Genomic DNA, 16,820 nt, shown 5'->3' with positions numbered 1-16,820 from the left:
TTACTAATTGGTATGAGATTGTAAAATATATAGATATTCAAGGTGCGAATATGAGAAAAAAAATCAGGCCGGAAAAGAAAATCTCCAGCCTGATTCAAAAGAGCCTATAGATCGCGTTACATTGCCAACTCTGAAAGGAATTTTACACGCATCAATCGAATTTCATCTTCGCTGATGTCCTCATCGAGTTCGTTTAAGGCTACTTCTAGCCTATCGGTATCTGCTTCCATAAAGTAATCGTACAGTTCATCGATTTTTTCGTCATCCATGATCTGTTCAATATAATAATCAAGATTCAGTTTAGTACCTGAATAACAGATGTGTTCTATTTCATCTAGGAGATCATCAAAGGAAATTCCTTTATTATCAGCGATATCTTCCAGATCTATTTTTCGGTCAATTTGCTGTATGATATAGATCTTTGTCTTTGACTTATCTACAGCGGACTTAACAATTACATCAGAAGCTGGAGTGATATCATTCTCCTCTACGTAGTTCTTGATCACCTTAACGATCTCAGATCCAAACTTTCGAGCTTTCCCTATACCTACACCATTAATCTGTGAGATTTGCTCAATATTTGTTGGGTAGGTCGTAGCCATTTCTTCTAGTGATGGCTCCTGAAAGATCACATAAGGAGGGAGTCCTTTTTGCTTGGCAATTTTTTTCCGAATTCCTTTTAGGAGTTCAAATAGCGTTTCGTCAAATGCGTGACTATTCCCATTTCCAGTATCATCAATATCCTGTAGATCCTCATTTTCATAATCATGATCCTTCGTGAACTTAATAGAGTAAGGGTTCTGAAGGAACTCTCTTCCTGCTTCTGTCAGCTTAAGGATAGTGATATTATCACGGTCTTTTTTGACGAAGCCAGAGATCATGGATTGACGAATGACTGTATTCCAGTAGGCTTTGTCTTCTGACTTACCTTTTCCAAAAACATCTAATTTGTGATGGTCATAGCTATTAACGTATTCATTGTTTTTACCCATGACTACATCAATAATATGTTCTATACCAAAACGCTCTTCAGTTAATTTTACACTGTTGAGGACAAGTAAAACATCATCTTTAGCCTCAAAAGGTTCATGAGGGCGAAGACAGTTGTCGCAATGGTTACAACCACCATTTTTATACTCTCCAAAATAATGTAATAGCTGCTTAGGACGACAAACCGAAGAATTCGCATAATAGCTAATTTCCTGTAAGAGAATTCGTGCATTGTCTCTTTCAGTAACAGGCTTGTCTTTATTGAATTTTTCCAGTTTGGTAATGTCCTTGGGACTGAAGAACATCAGACAATAAGACTCTAAACCATCCCTTCCGGCTCTACCTGTTTCTTGATAATATCCTTCTAGTGATTTGGGAGCGTCATAGTGTACGACAAATCGAACATCGGGTTTATCAATCCCCATCCCAAAGGCAATGGTGGCAACAATCACGGCTGCATCTTCATTGAGAAAGGCATCCTGGTTTTGCATTCTGATGGAAGAATCCATTCCAGCATGATAGGGAAGCGCCTTAACACCATTGACTTTTAATAAGTTAGCGATCTCTTCTACTTTCTTTCTACTTAAGCAATAGATGATACCCGATTGCCCTTTATGTTTATTGATAAACTTAATGAGCTGCTTTTCAGGATTAATTTTAGGCAAAACCTCATAGAAAAGATTTTCTCTATAAAAGGAAGAAAGAAAAATATCAGCATCTTCCATATTCAAGTTCTTCTGAATATCATTTCGTACTTTTGGAGTTGCTGTGGCCGTTAGGGCAATAATGGGAATTCCTTCTTTGAGGTGAGTAATGATGGTTCGAATCTTTCGATACTCTGGACGAAAATCATGTCCCCACTCAGAGATACAGTGTGCCTCATCAATTGCTGCAAAGCTGATATTGCATTGACGAAGAAGTTCAATGTTATCATCCTTCGTTAAGGACTCTGGTGCTACGTAAAGTAACTTGACAGTACCTTCTAAAAGCTCTTTTTTGACTTTCTTTGCTTCTGTCTTGGAGAGGGTCGAGTTGAGGAAATGAGCACTGATTCCCAATGCTCTCAGTTGATCGACCTGATTCTTCATCAAAGCAATTAAAGGCGAGATCACTACTGCTGTACCTTCTTGCATTACTGCAGGAAGCTGATAGCACATAGACTTTCCTGCCCCCGTAGGCATAATGACAAAGGTATTTTTTCCTGCTAGTATATTCTTGATAATAACTTCTTGATCTCCTCTAAAGCTATTGTATCCGAATACCTCCTTAAGCTTTAGCTTAAGGGTGTCCTTAAAATCTGTTTTTACCATGGTTCTGCAAGTTACATCACCTACAAATCGTCTAAGAATAAAAGTTGAAGTACGATTTGCTAACTAAGACATTTATAGTTTCTAATGTTGCATGCAAACATGGGCAATTGTTAAAACATAAAGATTGCATGCAATTGTATAATTTCAATTTGATCTTTCGGAAAAGTATCGTGTCAGATATTCACCTTATATGAATTTACAAAATGCCTCCCGTATTTCATAATATTTTTCCTTTGAAATATCCTTTATTAACAGGCTCGAAAATAGGGTGCTTTTTGTGATATAATCACTTTTAATTGTATTTTTTTAATATAGCAGGAGGCGGATAGGATTTCTTTTTCAATGAAAAGTAATTTTCTTAGTTGTAGGGAGTGTGAAAACAGTACTTAAAGCATTTATAAAGTGCCACAAATATCCAATTTGTAAAAACTGTACAAAATAAAGAGAGGGAGAATGAAAAAAGCCTTAGAAACAATGTCTCTAAGGCTTTGAATGAGTTGTAAATGTATCTTAATGATTATTTAAATACTCACTCTTTTTAACTTTTCCTGATTGAGGATAGTAATGTGCTTATCTTTGATTTCAATCAATTTTTCATCTTTGAAATCAGACAAAGTACGAATTAATGTTTCTTTGGCTGTACCGATAATCTTAGCCAAATCATCACGAGTGATATTAATACTCTCTCCTTTTTGCTCGTATTTAGCATCAAGTTGTAGAAGTACTTCTGCTACTCTCTGTCTAACCGATCCATAAGCTAGTTTAAGGAGTTTCTCTTCATTTTCTACAACCTCACTACTTAGCATCTTCAAGAACTTCTGAGCAACTTCCCTGTTTTCATATAGTAAACTGCTTAGATCCTGCTTAGGAATGATACTTACTTCACAGCCTTCCAGAGCAGTAGCAGTTTCAATATAAGCGATGTCCTTCAATAGAGAGATGTAGCCCAAGAATGAACCAGGACCATGAATACCTGTGATAAACTCCTTACCATCTTCATTGGTCTTGAAGGTTTTAACTTTTCCTTTATTGACATACAAGAGTGCGTTAGGCATATCTCCTTCGTAGAAAAGGACACTCTTTTTCTTATAGCTTCTTGTTTTTCTGTCCTTGGAAAGAGACTCTAAAGAGTTACTACTACGAGCATCATTCATAAAGTTATCGAGCCCTTCCTTACTTTTATCATATTCCTTTTTGAGGATATCATTTTTTTTCAAACGGCCTTCAATAGCCTCTAGCAATTCTAGGTCGTCAAAAGGTTTGGTCAAGTAGTCGTCAGCGCCATGGCTCATTCCTTTTCGGAAATCAGCTTTCTCAGCTTTTGCTGTCAAGAAGATAAAAGGAATACTTGCCGTAGACGGTTCTTTGCTTAATGCATATAGTACGCCATAACCATCAAGTTCTGGCATCATAATATCACAAATGATAAGGTCCGGCTTTTCTGCTCGAGCTTTCTCAACCCCAACTTTTCCATTTTCGGCTGTAATTACCTCATAATTCGATAATTCTAATATTTCAGCAATATTTTCCCTTACCTCCGTATTATCTTCGATCAATAAAATCCGTTTCATCTTAACGTATATTTTGTGGTAGTGAAATTTTAAAAGTGGTTCCTTCATCCAATTGACTATCAAAGGAGATATCTCCTTTAATGAGATCAACATATTTCTTTACAATATGTAACCCAAGACCAGTTCCTTGGATGTTTGTGGCATTTTCTGCCCTAAAAAAACGTTCAAAAAGATGCCCTTGCTCGCTTTTGGGAATACCAATGCCCTCGTCTTTTACTGAGAGACAGAGGTGGTCGCCTTTTTGATGGGTACGTACCCAAATGGTCTTTCCTGCAGACGAGTACTTGATGGCATTTGACAGTAAATTAATAAGGATGTTTTTGATGACTTGTTTGTCACTTCTACAAATAATCTCTTCTCCTTCGTGTTGATAATTAATGGATTGACCGATTTTCTTAACGGCATACATCTCCTCACAGATACTTTGGACTTCTTGTGAAAGTTCAAAGGTAGAGAGGTGAAGCATCGTTTTGCCTTCTTCCATCTTACTAAGTGAAAGAAAGTCATTAAGAATTTGAGTGAGGTTGTTTACACTCGACTTAATACGCTCAATATGTTTATCCCTTTTTTCTTGTTGATGTGCCTCAGGATAGCGGGCAATCAGAGAAGCGGAGGAAAGAATGGTACTGAGTGGTGTTCTGAACTCATGGGATGCCATGGATACGAATCGGCTCTTTAGTTCATTCAGTTCTTTTTCTCTTTGTAGGGCTTTCTTGATCTCATTCTCAATGTTTTTTTGATTACTGATATCAATAGCCACACACATCACTTGTGAAATCACTCCTCCTTTGGAAACAGGGAAAGGAACTACACTAACACTGTACTGCTTGTGATTTACCTGAGTTTCATACATACTTTCCTCTCCCTTAAAGGCGAGTTGTAGAGCCTGTTGGTTGTTAAGTGGAAGAGCTGAAAATTCATGAACATTTTTTCCTATTAACTCATCTACATTTACCTCTAGCTTTCCGAGCTCTTTACCATCAGCAAATACGATATGATGATGTATATCCAAAACACAGATAATTCCGTTAGGGAAGTTATTGGCAATGGTACGGTAAATATGTTGGCTTTTAAGGAGGGCTTCCTCTGCCTTTGCACGTTCAGAGATTTGCTTTTGAAGATACTCATTGGATAGTTGAAGGTCTTGAATTGCCTTATCCAACATTCGGGTACGCTTTCGCACACGCTCTTCCAGACGTTCGTTGAGTGAGCGAATCTTCTGTATGTTCTTACTGTGCTGTATACTATGACGGATAGAGCGTTCTAGTTGGGCTGAAGTAATCTCTCCTTTCACCATATAATCAAAGGCTCCCGCTTTCATAGCCCGTTCATCAGTCTCAATATCTCCTTGTCCTGTCAATAAGATGAAAGGGCGATGAATACCGTCTTCTTGAGAAGCATGGACTAAGTCCAACCCAGTCTGTGCTCCTAGTCGATAATCGATGATGTAAGCTTCGTGTCGATTGTCACGTATTACGTCTAGAGCAGTATCATAGTCTGGAATCCAATCCAGTTCATACTCTTGCGTTTTAATATCTTCTAATAGGTCTTCGGCAATTAGATAATCATCTTCATCGTCGTCAACCAATAAGATTCGAATAATATCACTCATTCGTTTGTAGTTGTTTTAGAGAGGTAGTTTTACCACCTCCAGCCAGTACTTGCCTAAGGTTTGAATAGTTTCTACTAAGGATTCAAAAGTGACCGGCTTGGTAATAAAGGAGCTAACGCCCAACTTGTAGGTGTCTTGAATATCGTCTTCTGAAGAGGAAGTAGTCAATACTACAACAGGAATAGCACTTAGCTTACTGTCTTTTTTCAGCTCCTTAAGTACTTCTCGACCATCCTTTTTAGGCATATTCAAGTCCAAGATGATTAAGCCAGGAGTAGGGTGTTTTTCAGTATCAGAGTACTTATTTTGATGATAAAGATAGTCCAGCAACTCCTCCCCATCTTCGACAAAAGTTAGCTTATTGTTCAGGTTGCTTTCTTCGAAAGCTTCTAATGCCAACATTCTATCCTCTGGGTCATCATCTGCGTAAAGGATGGTGATTGGCTCCATTTTGTTGTAGATCATAATCCTGTAATACTATTTGGTTAGTTGGAGTGATCAGTGCTTAATGTGACAGTAAAGGTAGTCCCTTCTCCTTGTATACTGTCTGCACTGATATCTCCTCCATGTCTGTTTGCAATTTTTTGGCAGATCGCAAGGCCTATTCCAGAACCTTCATATTTTCTACCTTCCAGACGTTGGAAAATTTGAAAGATACGCTCTTTGTATTGATTATTAAAACCAATACCATTATCTACAAATTTAATATATACTTTCTTTTCTTTATCATTTATTTCTGAAGAAATGGTAATTTCCGGGGAAATTTCTTCTTTACTGAATTTTAAGGCATTACTAATCAGATTCTGAAAGAGTTGACGCATTTGAGTAGCATCTGCAGGGATCGTAGGAAGGGGGTTGATCCTTACCTTAGCATTTTTCGTTTCGATGGCCACTTCCAAGTCACTTAATACCTCTTCAACAATCTTATTGAGGTCTACAGAGGTAAAAGGACGGGCTTTAGAAGTGACTCTAGAAAATGCCAGAAGGTCATTGATAAGTGTCTGCATACGTGTAGCAGAACCCATCATTCGTTCTATATAATCAATACCTTTAGGTGATAGGTTATCACGCTCTTTGTGATTAAGCCGATCACCGAACGTACGAATTTTACGTAGAGGCTCTTGTAGATCGTGTGAGCTAATGTAGGCAAAGTCTTCTAGTTCGCGGTTGCTGCGCTCTAATTGCTGTGTATACAGCTTGAGTTCTTTCTCTTTTTTCTGAAGTGTTTCAGAAGCAATTTTTCTTTCGGTAATATCTTCAGTAAAGATAATGATTCCTCCAGTCTCTCCATGCTCATCTTTCCATGGGTGTGCTTCCCATTTCAGCCATTTTGTATCTCCATTGGGTCTAAGAATACTTTCCTCCCCAATATCGATCACCTCTCCAGAAAGACACTTTTCATAAAGGTGACTCCAATGTGCTTGATAGTCTGGGAAAATACTTTCGTGTTTTAACCCGATAATTTCTTTTTCCTTCAATCCGTATTCTGTTGCCCATTTTGAGCTCACCAAGATGTATTTCAGCTCTTTATCCAGCATGGCTACAGAAGCAGGAGTATGGTGTACAAAGTAAGAGAGCAGTTCTCTACTCTTCAATACTTGCTGTTCCACTTTTTTTCTTCCTGAGATATCTGTTACGAAAGCGACTGAAAGCCGTTCCTCATCCAATTGCATACTATTGATACTAATCTCTACGGGGAAGACGGTACCATCTTTGCGCTTGGCAGGAAAATCCTTGCCTAACCCCATAGGTCTGGAAGAGGGTTTTTTATAAAAGTTGTCTCGGTGATGTACATGGGAATGTTTGTACTCCTGAGGAATAAGTATCTCTAGCTTTTGACCAATAAGTTCGTCTTTCTGATAGCCAAACATCTGATCAACTTTCGGGTTACAAAGAACGATGATACCGTCTTTGTTGGTGATCAGAATTCCCTCAGCAGCAGTTTCAAAGAGTGCTTTGAAGGCTATATTATTGAACTTTTCATCATTGATATTAGATGATTTATTTGTAGAGGGATTCATGTATTTTATAATTTATAATGCCTTATGCTTTTTTAGAAAGAGTACTTTTATAAGTAACAAACCTTCACCATAGGATAACCCATTGTTTGTTAATAAGACAGATCTGATAATTTTGTATTTGTACTGAAGTGACAAGTTATAGAGAAGAGAAATAAAAAAGCAAAAAAGGTGACTCAGGTCACCACTTATTGCTATCATTGTATACAAATTTTGTGCTGTTTAGGGTATTAATTAGTTGAATTTGGATTTATGAATTTATATCAAGAATTAAAGAAAGGTCCTTTCCTTATTTCAGGTCCTTGTGTGATTGAAAATGAGGCAATGATCATGGATCTGGCAGAGCAACTTAAGCGAATGACAGAAGAGTTGGGGATCACTTATATTTTCAAGGCATCTTTTGATAAGGCAAACCGTACCTCGGTAGATGCTTATAGAGGTCCTGGTTTGGAAGAGGGGCTCAAAATATTACAGAAGGTAAAAGAAACATTTGACTTACCAGTCACCACGGATATTCACGAATCATCTCAGGCCAAGCCAGTGGCAGAGGTTGCAGACATTTTACAGATTCCAGCTTTTCTTTGTAGACAAACAGACTTATTGTTGGAGGCCGCTAATACAGGCAAAATTGTCAATATTAAAAAGGCACAGTTCCTTTCTGGTAATGATATGGTATACCCAGCGAAAAAAGTAGAGTATACAGGAAACCAGCAAGTCATGTTAACGGAGAGAGGAAAGTCTTTCGGTAATAATGATTTGGTAGTAGATTTTAGGGATATTATTGATATGCAATCTTTTGGCTATCCATTGGTGATGGATGTAACACATTCTTGTCAGAAGCCAGGAGGAGCACAAGGTAAAAGTGGTGGAAATAGAGAATATGCTCCTTACTTTGCCAAGGCAGCAGCGGCAGTAGGGGTAAAAGGCTTTTTCTTTGAAACACACAGAAATCCTTCTGAAGCACTTTCTGATGGGCCTAACATGGTTCCTTTAGATGAATTGAAAGGGGTCTTGGAAGAGGTGTTAAAGCACATATCATAACTACCATTTAAGGTAAAAGGTAAAAGGTAAAAGGTAAAAGGTAATAGGATGAAATTAAACTACCTTATCCCTTTTACCTATTACTTTTTACCTTCATTCCAATTGTTTTAAATCAACGTATTGCCAGTGGAACTAAGAAAATGATCAAAAGTATCTCCCCTTAATCCCAGTCGAATAGTTTCAAGGGGAATTACTTCTTGAGGGGCAATATTTCCAAGGTTTACGTTGGCCCCCATAAGCTTGATAAGCCAAACTTGTTGTGCTTTTTGAGGAGCTTCCCAGATTATTTTCTCACTAGGGATCTGTGTTAGTATTTCCTCCACTAATCCAGTTCTTACTTCTCCAGAAGCTCTATAAAGTCCAACATTTCCATTTTCACGAGCTTCTCCAATAACTTTCCAGGCACCAGCTTCTAGTTCCGCTTTCATTAATTCTATCCATTTGTATGGAGGAATAATTTTTTCAGCATCCTTTGAGCCAACTTCAGATAACACAGTAGCTTGTTGAGATAGGTCACTAATGAAGTTACACTTTTCTTCATGATGTAACTCAATGGAGCCATCAGAGACTTCAGCGTATTCTATCTGGTAAGTATCTAACATTTTTTTGTAGTCTTTGTATTGATCTCTAATGACAAAGGCTTCAAATAATGTACCTCCAAAATAGACAGGAATACCTGCAGATTTGTAAAGTGCAATTTTTTCCTTGAGTTTAGGATAGACTACTGATGTTCCCCATCCAAGTTTAATAATGTCAATATAATTGGATGAAGTTTCCAGAATGCTTTCAGCATCTCGAATAGACATTCCCTTGTCCATCATCATAGTAAGTCCATCAGTACGAGGTTTTAATGTTCTCTGGGGAATTTGATTTAGTTGAATATTCATAAGGGTGGGTTTAGCAATTATTTGAATAATACAAGTCCGAATATATTGATATTCTTTTGAGAACGCTAAACGTGCAGTACCCAAATTTGGGAAGGGAAATTTTAGATAAAAAAAAAGTCACCGTCTATAACGATGACTTTCAGTTTCTTATTGAACTTGCTGAATAATGCTTTTTAACATTTTTTGCATCCTTTCTTCAGGAAAGGACTCAAAGAGGATGGTTTGTTTTTCCGGATCAACTACTAACGCCAAGGTTAGAAAGTCATAGGCACTTTCCATATTACCGTTCATTAATGCATAGGCTGTTGCCTTATAAAGGAGGTCAGCATCATCGGGGTTATCATCTAAGCCATCAGAGATAACTTCTAATGCTTGCTGTAAATCACCTTCATTTTGAAACATTTTGGCCCACATCAACCATAGAGAAGTATTTTGAGGGTTGATATTGACCGCTTGTTGATAAGCATTAGTGGCAGAAGATAAATGTCCAAGGGCTTCTTCTGCCTGAGCTAGAGAGCTCCAGTGCTCATCCTTGAACCTATTGAGTTCACAGGCCTTTCCTAGGTAATGTGTCGCCTCAAGGTTTTTTTCCATCAACCTCAAGGTCTCTCCAGCCGCAAACCAAGCTTCTTCCAGTTCCTGATCAAGTTTCAAAGCTTTTTGATAGTACTTTAAGGCAATCTTAGGGTCTTCCATAGCAGCCGCTGTATTGCCTAAAAGATACAGAACCTCTGCATTGTCTGTTTCTAGTTCAGCAGTGGCGTGGTAGGCTCTAAAGGCATTGGGATGATCTGCAAGGTCTGTATAGGCATGCCCCATATTATAAAAGGCTGCCGCATATTGATCGTCAATCAAAGTAGCATACTCAAATGCTTGTACTGCATCTGTCTTTTGATCAAGGCTATTATAAATGACACCTAAGTTGTGCCAGGCAAATTCATTATATGGGTCTTGATCAATAATCTCCTTTAAAAAGTTGATTACCTTTTCTTTTGCAGGAAACAAGTCCAAGCAATAAGATAATTCATGAATAGCATCCTCGTGAGCAAGGTCATCTTCTAATGCTTTTAGGTAGTAGTCAATAGCCTCTTCTACCTTATTGTAAGATTGATAGGTAAATGCAATACAGTAATATACCTCAGACTTGTCTTCAGCAAAAGCAAGAGAGCGATTATAGTAGTGTAGAGCTTCTTCGTACTTGTTGAGCGCAGAGGCTAGAGATGCCTTGCAAAAAAGTACATCAAATTCGTTAGGTTGAATAGCTTCCGCCTGTTCTACTACTTCATAGGCTTGCTTGAACTCTCCCACTAGGGTTAAGGTTCTCGCTTTATGAATTAGAATTCCGGTGGAGAAGGGGTATTGTTTAATGGCAATATGACATGCGCGTAGCGCTTGTTCAGATTTTCCATTGGAAATGTAATGTTCAATAATTTCTTCAAAGACATGAAGGTCAAAAAATAGCTCATTTTTATTCTTGAGCATACTTTCAAACCGCTTCAAAGCATTATTTAATTCTTTGTTATGAAAATCCGCCATAAACGTTAAAAAGAAGAATTGTTTGTTCCCTGAAAATATAATAAAAATCAGGTATTATTATAATTTTTTTTGACCCATTTCATGGTATCTTCCAGACTATAAAATGCATATTCAAAAGTACTTATAGCTTTTTGACTACTATAAATCTTCTTTTGAGAGGAAGATCGAATGAGATCTTTGGTAATCTTGGGCTCTCCTCCAAATATACGTGTGCGAAGTGCCTCTAGTTTTGCTGCAATACCTCCCATCCATATGGGTAAAGCCTTTTGAGGAGGACGAACATCAAAATAGCGAGCAATGGTTTGGAATACCTTTTGATAAGGTAGGCTACCGCTATTAAGGATAAATCGCTCTCCATATTTTTGTTCTGTTAGTCCTCTATAAGCCAGATTGGCAACATCCCTTACATCGACATAACTAAAATAGCCTTGAGGGTAATAATATCCCTCATTTAATATATAGTTGAATATTTTTAAGCTGCTTCTTTGCCAATCTCCATGCCCTAAAATAACAGAAGGGTTAAGGATAACAGCTTTTAAGCCTTCAGCAACACCTCTCCATACTTCTTGCTCTGCATGGTATTTAGAGATAGAGTAGGCAGAGTTTTCTGCAGAATCCTCCCATTTTTGATTTTCATTAATGGGAGTATTCGATGAAGAACTACCTACCGCTGCAATGGAACTAACATAACATAAAGGAATATTGTTCTCTAATGCTACATTAACAATATTAGCAGTGCTTTGTACATTGAACTCTTCCATGCTCTGTGCCTTTGAAGAATCAAAAGAGACCATGGCAGCAGTGTGAATAATGGCGTTGCAATCTTTTATAGCAATAGCGATGGCTTCTGGATCAAGAAGATTAATATCTACCCATTCGATATACTGCTCCAGATCTTTTAAACGAAGCGTATTGCTATTGGAGCGTTTACTGGCTCTTACAGTTCCTCCTTCAAGAATGACTTTTCTAGCAATATGTTCTCCTACAAATCCGGAGCAGCCTGTGATAAAATAGCGCAAGTTAGTGAAGTGTTTATTGCTCAGTATTGGTGAGTAATGAATTATTTAAAAGGGACAACTCCAGAGCATCCTGGTACAGTTCTGTCTCTCTTGCTTTGATAAGCTTTTCAATATGTCTTGGTTTGTGGCAGTCACTACTAATAAAGGCTACCAGCTTATCTTTAATTAGCCTTTCAGCAAGGTCAAGAGATCCTTTAGAATAATAACCAATGAAGGATAAGATATTCAGTTGTAATAATACTCCTTTGGATTTTAGATCTATAAAGGTTTGGTATTTACCTCCTAAGTATAGGTATCTTTCAGGGTGAGCTAAAACAGGTTTATAGCCTCTTGATTTCAACATGAAAATAGCCTTGTCTATTAAAGGACTTTCGTTCATGTATGATAGCTCAAACAATACATAGTTATCCCCAAAAGTTAGTAAAGGTGCACCACTTTCAATCATTTCTATGAATGCTTCATCTAGGTAGTACTCAGCGGCAGCTTCTAGCTCCATATGGATACCAGCATCTTTGGCGGCGACTTTTACCTCTTCTAGTTTTCCTAAGACAATTTCAGGAGTGTTTCTAAAGAAGTCCATCATAATGTGAGGGGTCATGATCATCTTCTTGTATCCTAAAGATTGAAACTCCTTCAGCATAATAATGGTCTCTTCCATATTTTTCGATCCATCATCAATACCTGGTAAGATATGCGAATGCATATCGACTAATACAGGCGGAAGGTCTCTTTGAGCCTTCTTTTTCTTCTTTTTAAATAGGGAAAAAAGCATATATCTTATGTATTAAGGAAAGAAATCTAAACGTAGTTATATTTTTTCTTCAAAAAATTAAGTTTGACAAAGATAGTACCTAAAACCATAAGGTATATCGTTTATTAGGTTCGATTAAGAGAAAAGATTAAAAGGAAATTTTTTCTTAGGAGGAGCTTCCTCGTAATATCCATCCCCTCCATAGTGATAGCCACCATAGCCATATCCATAACCATAGCCATAATCATAGTTGCTATAACCTTTTCTAGCGGGCACACAGTTAAGTACAATGGATAGATTCTTGAACTTTTTATTATCAATAATGTGATTGATATTTTTCACAAACGATGTTTTACTATACTCCGCCCTTGTTACATAGATAGGAACAGAAGCATGTCGCATAGCAATAATACCATCTGTTACTAATCCTACAGGAGGGGTATCAAACATAATGATATCAAACTGCTTTTTAAGGTCTTCGAGTAGCTGATCAAACGCATTGGAAAGAATCAACTCAGCTGGGTTAGGAGGAATAGGTCCCGCAGTGATAAACTTAAGGTTATCAATTTCGGTATCCCTGAGGCATTCGCCAATAGAAGCTTGTTGTACTAATAGGGAGGATACGCCTTGTGTATTGTCCTCATTGAAGGCTAAATGAATTTTAGGCTTTCTAAGATCTAGGTCTAGCAAGACCACTCTAGCACCTGACAAAGCAATCATACCAGCAAGATTGGCAGAGACAAAGGTTTTTCCTTCTCCACTAATCGTAGAGGTGACGGAGATGATCTTGTTTTGATTATCCTGTTGTACTGATTGCAGAAAATCAAGGTTAGTTCTAAGCGATCGAAAAGCTTCACTAATGGAAGATTTAGGATTCTTATGAATTACGAGTTGAGAGAAATTCATTTCTTCCTTCTGGTATTCAGGAACCACACCTAGGATAGGTGCATTGGTTTGTTTCTCTATTTGCTTGATACTATAAATTTTATTGTGTGCAATATATCGTACCAGAATCATAATAATAGAAAGAAAGAAACTCGCAGCTATACTCAACCCTATTACTTTGGAAGGTATAGGAGCAACTGGGGTAGAAGAGGCTGTTGCAGGGGCAATAGTTCTAAAACCTTCCACGGTACTTGCTTTGACAATATTGACTTCAATAATTTTGGAGGCAAACAGAGAGGCCATATCTTCATACACATTCATGTTTTTATTGATCCTTTTTAAAACAGGATCTCCTCCTATATTACTATAGAAGGTTTTTTGAAGCTTTTGTATGACTTTTCTATTTTCTATGATATTCTCCTTAAGAAGAGTGATTCTAAAGTTAGCAAGCTCGGAGAGTGCATTATGATTTGCTTTCAATAGATCCTCTTGCTGTTTTCTGGCAATAGTTTCAGTGGTGTAGGAAATCGTCACCCGATCAAGGTTTGTTTCCATTGCACGAATTGTTTTGACTAAACCGGATAGTTGCTCATCTTCAATGACGTTGGCTATGGCTTCCAGGTAAATTGCACTGGAGTCATCAGCTATTAGTGTCAGAATATTTTCATAGTTTTTAATATTGGTACCGAGTAGAGCATTTTGTTGTTCGAGCTCTTGAACCCGATTGAGAATTTCTTCTTGGTCTTTCAGGCCAGAGAATTGACTTAAACTCGTATAGTTTTTATAAAGCTGTTCATATCGACTAAGGGAATCTTTTACGATAGTTTGCTGCTGACTTAAGTAATGCAGCATTTGCTTGTGTCCTTGGTTCTTATTGGAAATAGTTTTTTCCTTATAGTTTCTAATAAAAGCATCAACGATAGCGACAGCTTTATTCTTATTGTTGGCCTCAAAGGAAACAATTAGGGTATTGGCTTTGCGGTTGTCGATATTGACATTTAAGTTTTGATTCAAGAACCTCTTTATTTCTTCTTTAGGGTGTGGTACGAATTTATATGATAAAGCGAGACTCTCTTCCAGTAAGGGTCTTTTTAAGTTGACCGTGATTTCTCCATGCTTTAATTGAATCGTATTACCAAATAAGTAGGTTTTGGATTGCTTGTTTCCATCCTCTTCATACTTTAGTTCAAATTGTTGTTCATCCAGAATTTGAACAATGTACCCTTCTCCATAAAATTGATGATCATAACTTTGATAGTGTACCTCAAATGGCGTTTGGTTATAAAGTTCTGTGTAGGAGATCTCACCCAAAGAATAGTAACTTACACTAAGATCTAGGGAGTCCATTACACTCTCGTACATTAAATCTGATTTTAATAACTCAATCTCGCCAGACATATTGACGGATTCGTAACTAATACCGCTATATACACTATACTCTTGGTTTAAAAAGTTCTTCGAGCTTTGTACCTCCAACTTGATAATACTATAGGCATTATAGGTCATAGGAGTCCATCGAAGATACATATAGGCAATCGCAGAAGCTATTCCGAAGATTAGTATTATCCATAAAAGACTTTTAAAAATAACAAACCTGAGTTTGTCAAAGTCGATTTCTACTCCTTGAGGAGAATACCCTTGTGCTTGTTCTTGTACTTTGAAGTCTGTTGACATCTTGGTGAAAAGACTTTATTTGTTGATTTCTTGAATTAATAAGTAAAGAGAAATGACCCCTGTGATAGTACTGGTTACCGCTCCGATAATAGAAGTTGCGTCACGAAGGTTTTGAGAATCAAAACGTCTTCTAGGTTCTACATAAAGGACATCATTTGGCATCATTTTAAGGTTAGCACTTTTTAATCCATCTATAGTTGTAAGATCAATTAACTGTACACTAGCATTTTTGAAACCTGTGGTGGGATCTGGACGAACGAGACGTATTTTGTTGGCTTTGGCGTTTTGAAGAATACCTCCTACCGACGTAAGAACCTCCAATACTGTCATTTTTTCATTGTATAAGTAAACAATTTGTTCTCCGAGGGCCCCCATGACTAAAACTCTCTTATTCGTATACTGACTAATAACAAATGGATCTCTATAGTAGGCCTCATAGGCTTCAACGAGTTTTGCATCCAACTCAAAGAGGTTTAATCCAACTGCTTTTACTTTACCAACCATGGGTAGGTTAATTTCTCCATTAGGATCTACAGAATAGACTTGAGGTGGTTGAGAGTTGCGTTCAATAGGTAAGCGAGCCATCATGGATTGATTCTGTCGATTATTCTGATTCCCTAATCGATTATTGTTGGCAGAGGGAGCATTTCCTACTGAAAATTCATTGTTCGGGTCAATTAGCCTTTCTCCTTTATTAGTATATACTGAAATGGCTAAGTAATCATTATAGTTAATAGTATAGTTTTTTGTAATGTCATTTACTTCCATTTCAAAAACTTCTGCATTAACTGAGGTGGGGGTTTGAAATAATACTGCTTTTTTTAATGAGCAGGAGGAAAGTAACCCCAATGTTAGTATAGTTGTTATAATAGTAATTCTACTCATTTGTTCATCGTATTTTAGGGAGGGCTTAATTGAACCACATTTTTTGATCCCCCTTTTTAGAAGTTGATCTAAGTACCAAAAAGTCTATAACCTGCTTAACAGGCAAAGAAGTTTATATATTGTGAAATATCTGATAATATTACATCAAAACCTATGCACTTTATGTGCGTAAAGATATAAAATATTTAATCTTATTGATCATTAAGTGTTTAGCTTGTTATATTCTTTCTTTCTCTTTGTATTATTTGTAGATGTAATAAAAAGTCGTACTTTTGCATCCCCTTCAAACGGAAGGCCACAACAATTCAGGTCATGGGATACGCTCTTTGGAGTAATTTCTTGTCCACAAAATTCTCGGATTTTACTCCTGAAAAGTTTTTGAAAATTTGTTTTGGAAGTTAGTTAAAAGTTTTCTTACCTTTGCATCCGCTTTCGGAAGGAAAGTAAGAAAAAGAAGTTTTGGGAAGGTGTTGAAATTGCACTTCTCGCTATTGAGAGTGTAGGTTTTTAAGAAATCTCACTGAAAAAAAACTTCAAAATTAATTTGGATTGTAATTGAAAGTTTTCTTACCTTTGCATCCGCTTCTGAAACGAAGAAGTTAAAAAATATAAGTTAAGGTTCTGGTTTTGAATCTCACTAT

At 37.2% G+C, this 16,820-nt stretch carries 12 protein-coding genes; 1 reads left to right on the top strand and 11 read right to left on the bottom strand.

What is annotated here, in order from left to right:
• Positions 1-116: 116 nt before the first annotated feature.
• From recQ to ABD985_RS06985, 5 genes are all read right to left on the bottom strand, one after another.
• Entirely contained in the window at positions 117-2,300 is a 2,184-nt protein-coding gene (recQ, locus tag ABD985_RS07005) for a DNA helicase RecQ (protein ID WP_345370393.1), read from the bottom strand.
• A 521-nt stretch (positions 2,301-2,821) separates the two neighbouring features.
• Positions 2,822-3,871, bottom strand: a complete 1,050-nt coding sequence (locus ABD985_RS07000) for a response regulator (protein ID WP_345370391.1) — start codon at positions 3,869-3,871, stop codon at positions 2,822-2,824.
• A 1-nt stretch (position 3,872) separates the two neighbouring features.
• Positions 3,873-5,483, bottom strand: a complete 1,611-nt coding sequence (locus tag ABD985_RS06995; protein WP_345370389.1) for a sensor histidine kinase — start codon at positions 5,481-5,483, stop codon at positions 3,873-3,875.
• Positions 5,484-5,498: 15 nt separating this feature from the next.
• Positions 5,499-5,948: a response regulator gene (locus ABD985_RS06990; RefSeq protein ID WP_345370388.1), complete on the bottom strand. Its 450-nt coding sequence runs from the start codon at positions 5,946-5,948 to the stop codon at positions 5,499-5,501.
• A 20-nt stretch (positions 5,949-5,968) separates the two neighbouring features.
• The gene (locus ABD985_RS06985) at positions 5,969-7,504 is read right to left on the bottom strand and encodes a PAS domain-containing sensor histidine kinase (protein WP_345370386.1); all 1,536 of its coding nucleotides are present in this window, start codon (positions 7,502-7,504) and stop codon (positions 5,969-5,971) included.
• 249 nt (positions 7,505-7,753) lie between these two features.
• Between ABD985_RS06985 and kdsA the strand changes: the two genes are divergently transcribed.
• Complete coding sequence (kdsA, locus tag ABD985_RS06980; RefSeq protein WP_345370384.1) at positions 7,754-8,542, top strand: 3-deoxy-8-phosphooctulonate synthase; 789 nt, start codon at positions 7,754-7,756, stop codon at positions 8,540-8,542.
• A 107-nt stretch (positions 8,543-8,649) separates the two neighbouring features.
• Here kdsA and ABD985_RS06975 read toward each other — a convergent pair whose 3' ends face one another.
• The 6 genes from ABD985_RS06975 to ABD985_RS06950 all read right to left on the bottom strand — a co-directional run bounded on the left by ABD985_RS06975 (position 8,650) and on the right by ABD985_RS06950 (position 16,179).
• Complete coding sequence (locus ABD985_RS06975; RefSeq protein WP_345370383.1) at positions 8,650-9,429, bottom strand: phosphosulfolactate synthase; 780 nt, start codon at positions 9,427-9,429, stop codon at positions 8,650-8,652.
• A 147-nt stretch (positions 9,430-9,576) separates the two neighbouring features.
• Positions 9,577-10,965, bottom strand: coding sequence for a tetratricopeptide repeat protein (locus ABD985_RS06970; RefSeq protein WP_345370382.1), 1,389 nt, complete (start codon positions 10,963-10,965; stop codon positions 9,577-9,579).
• A 47-nt stretch (positions 10,966-11,012) separates the two neighbouring features.
• Positions 11,013-11,984: an NAD-dependent epimerase/dehydratase family protein gene (locus ABD985_RS06965; RefSeq protein ID WP_345370381.1), complete on the bottom strand. Its 972-nt coding sequence runs from the start codon at positions 11,982-11,984 to the stop codon at positions 11,013-11,015.
• A gap of 13 nt (positions 11,985-11,997) precedes the next feature.
• Complete coding sequence (locus ABD985_RS06960; protein WP_345370379.1) at positions 11,998-12,756, bottom strand: tyrosine-protein phosphatase; 759 nt, start codon at positions 12,754-12,756, stop codon at positions 11,998-12,000.
• A 114-nt stretch (positions 12,757-12,870) separates the two neighbouring features.
• On the bottom strand, positions 12,871-15,294 hold the full coding sequence (locus ABD985_RS06955; protein WP_345370378.1) for a polysaccharide biosynthesis tyrosine autokinase: 2,424 nt from the start codon (positions 15,292-15,294) through the stop codon (positions 12,871-12,873).
• A 15-nt stretch (positions 15,295-15,309) separates the two neighbouring features.
• Positions 15,310-16,179, bottom strand: a complete 870-nt coding sequence (locus tag ABD985_RS06950; RefSeq protein WP_345370376.1) for a polysaccharide biosynthesis/export family protein — start codon at positions 16,177-16,179, stop codon at positions 15,310-15,312.
• Positions 16,180-16,820: the final 641 nt, after the last annotated feature.

The sequence above is a fragment of the Algivirga pacifica genome, assembly GCF_039543525.1.
GTDB classification, from domain to species: domain Bacteria; phylum Bacteroidota; class Bacteroidia; order Cytophagales; family Flammeovirgaceae; genus Algivirga; species Algivirga pacifica.
The sequence above is the reverse complement of the archived record's forward strand: the minus strand, read 5'-3'. Positions and strand labels throughout refer to the sequence as shown.

What these genes read in the sequence shown, in the direction of transcription:
- recQ (WP_345370393.1), bottom strand. Translation starts at nt 2,300, where the DNA reads ATGGTAAAAACAGATTTTAAGGACACCCTTAAGCTAAAGCTTAAGGAG.
- ABD985_RS07000 (WP_345370391.1), bottom strand. Translation starts at nt 3,871, where the DNA reads ATGAAACGGATTTTATTGATCGAAGATAATACGGAGGTAAGGGAAAAT.
- ABD985_RS06995 (WP_345370389.1), bottom strand. Translation starts at nt 5,483, where the DNA reads ATGAGTGATATTATTCGAATCTTATTGGTTGACGACGATGAAGATGAT.
- ABD985_RS06990 (WP_345370388.1), bottom strand. Translation starts at nt 5,948, where the DNA reads ATGATCTACAACAAAATGGAGCCAATCACCATCCTTTACGCAGATGAT.
- ABD985_RS06985 (WP_345370386.1), bottom strand. Translation starts at nt 7,504, where the DNA reads ATGAATCCCTCTACAAATAAATCATCTAATATCAATGATGAAAAGTTC.
- kdsA (WP_345370384.1), top strand. Translation starts at nt 7,754, where the DNA reads ATGAATTTATATCAAGAATTAAAGAAAGGTCCTTTCCTTATTTCAGGT.
- ABD985_RS06975 (WP_345370383.1), bottom strand. Translation starts at nt 9,429, where the DNA reads ATGAATATTCAACTAAATCAAATTCCCCAGAGAACATTAAAACCTCGT.
- ABD985_RS06970 (WP_345370382.1), bottom strand. Translation starts at nt 10,965, where the DNA reads ATGGCGGATTTTCATAACAAAGAATTAAATAATGCTTTGAAGCGGTTT.
- ABD985_RS06960 (WP_345370379.1), bottom strand. Translation starts at nt 12,756, where the DNA reads ATGCTTTTTTCCCTATTTAAAAAGAAGAAAAAGAAGGCTCAAAGAGAC.
- ABD985_RS06955 (WP_345370378.1), bottom strand. Translation starts at nt 15,294, where the DNA reads ATGTCAACAGACTTCAAAGTACAAGAACAAGCACAAGGGTATTCTCCT.
- ABD985_RS06950 (WP_345370376.1), bottom strand. Translation starts at nt 16,179, where the DNA reads ATGAGTAGAATTACTATTATAACAACTATACTAACATTGGGGTTACTT.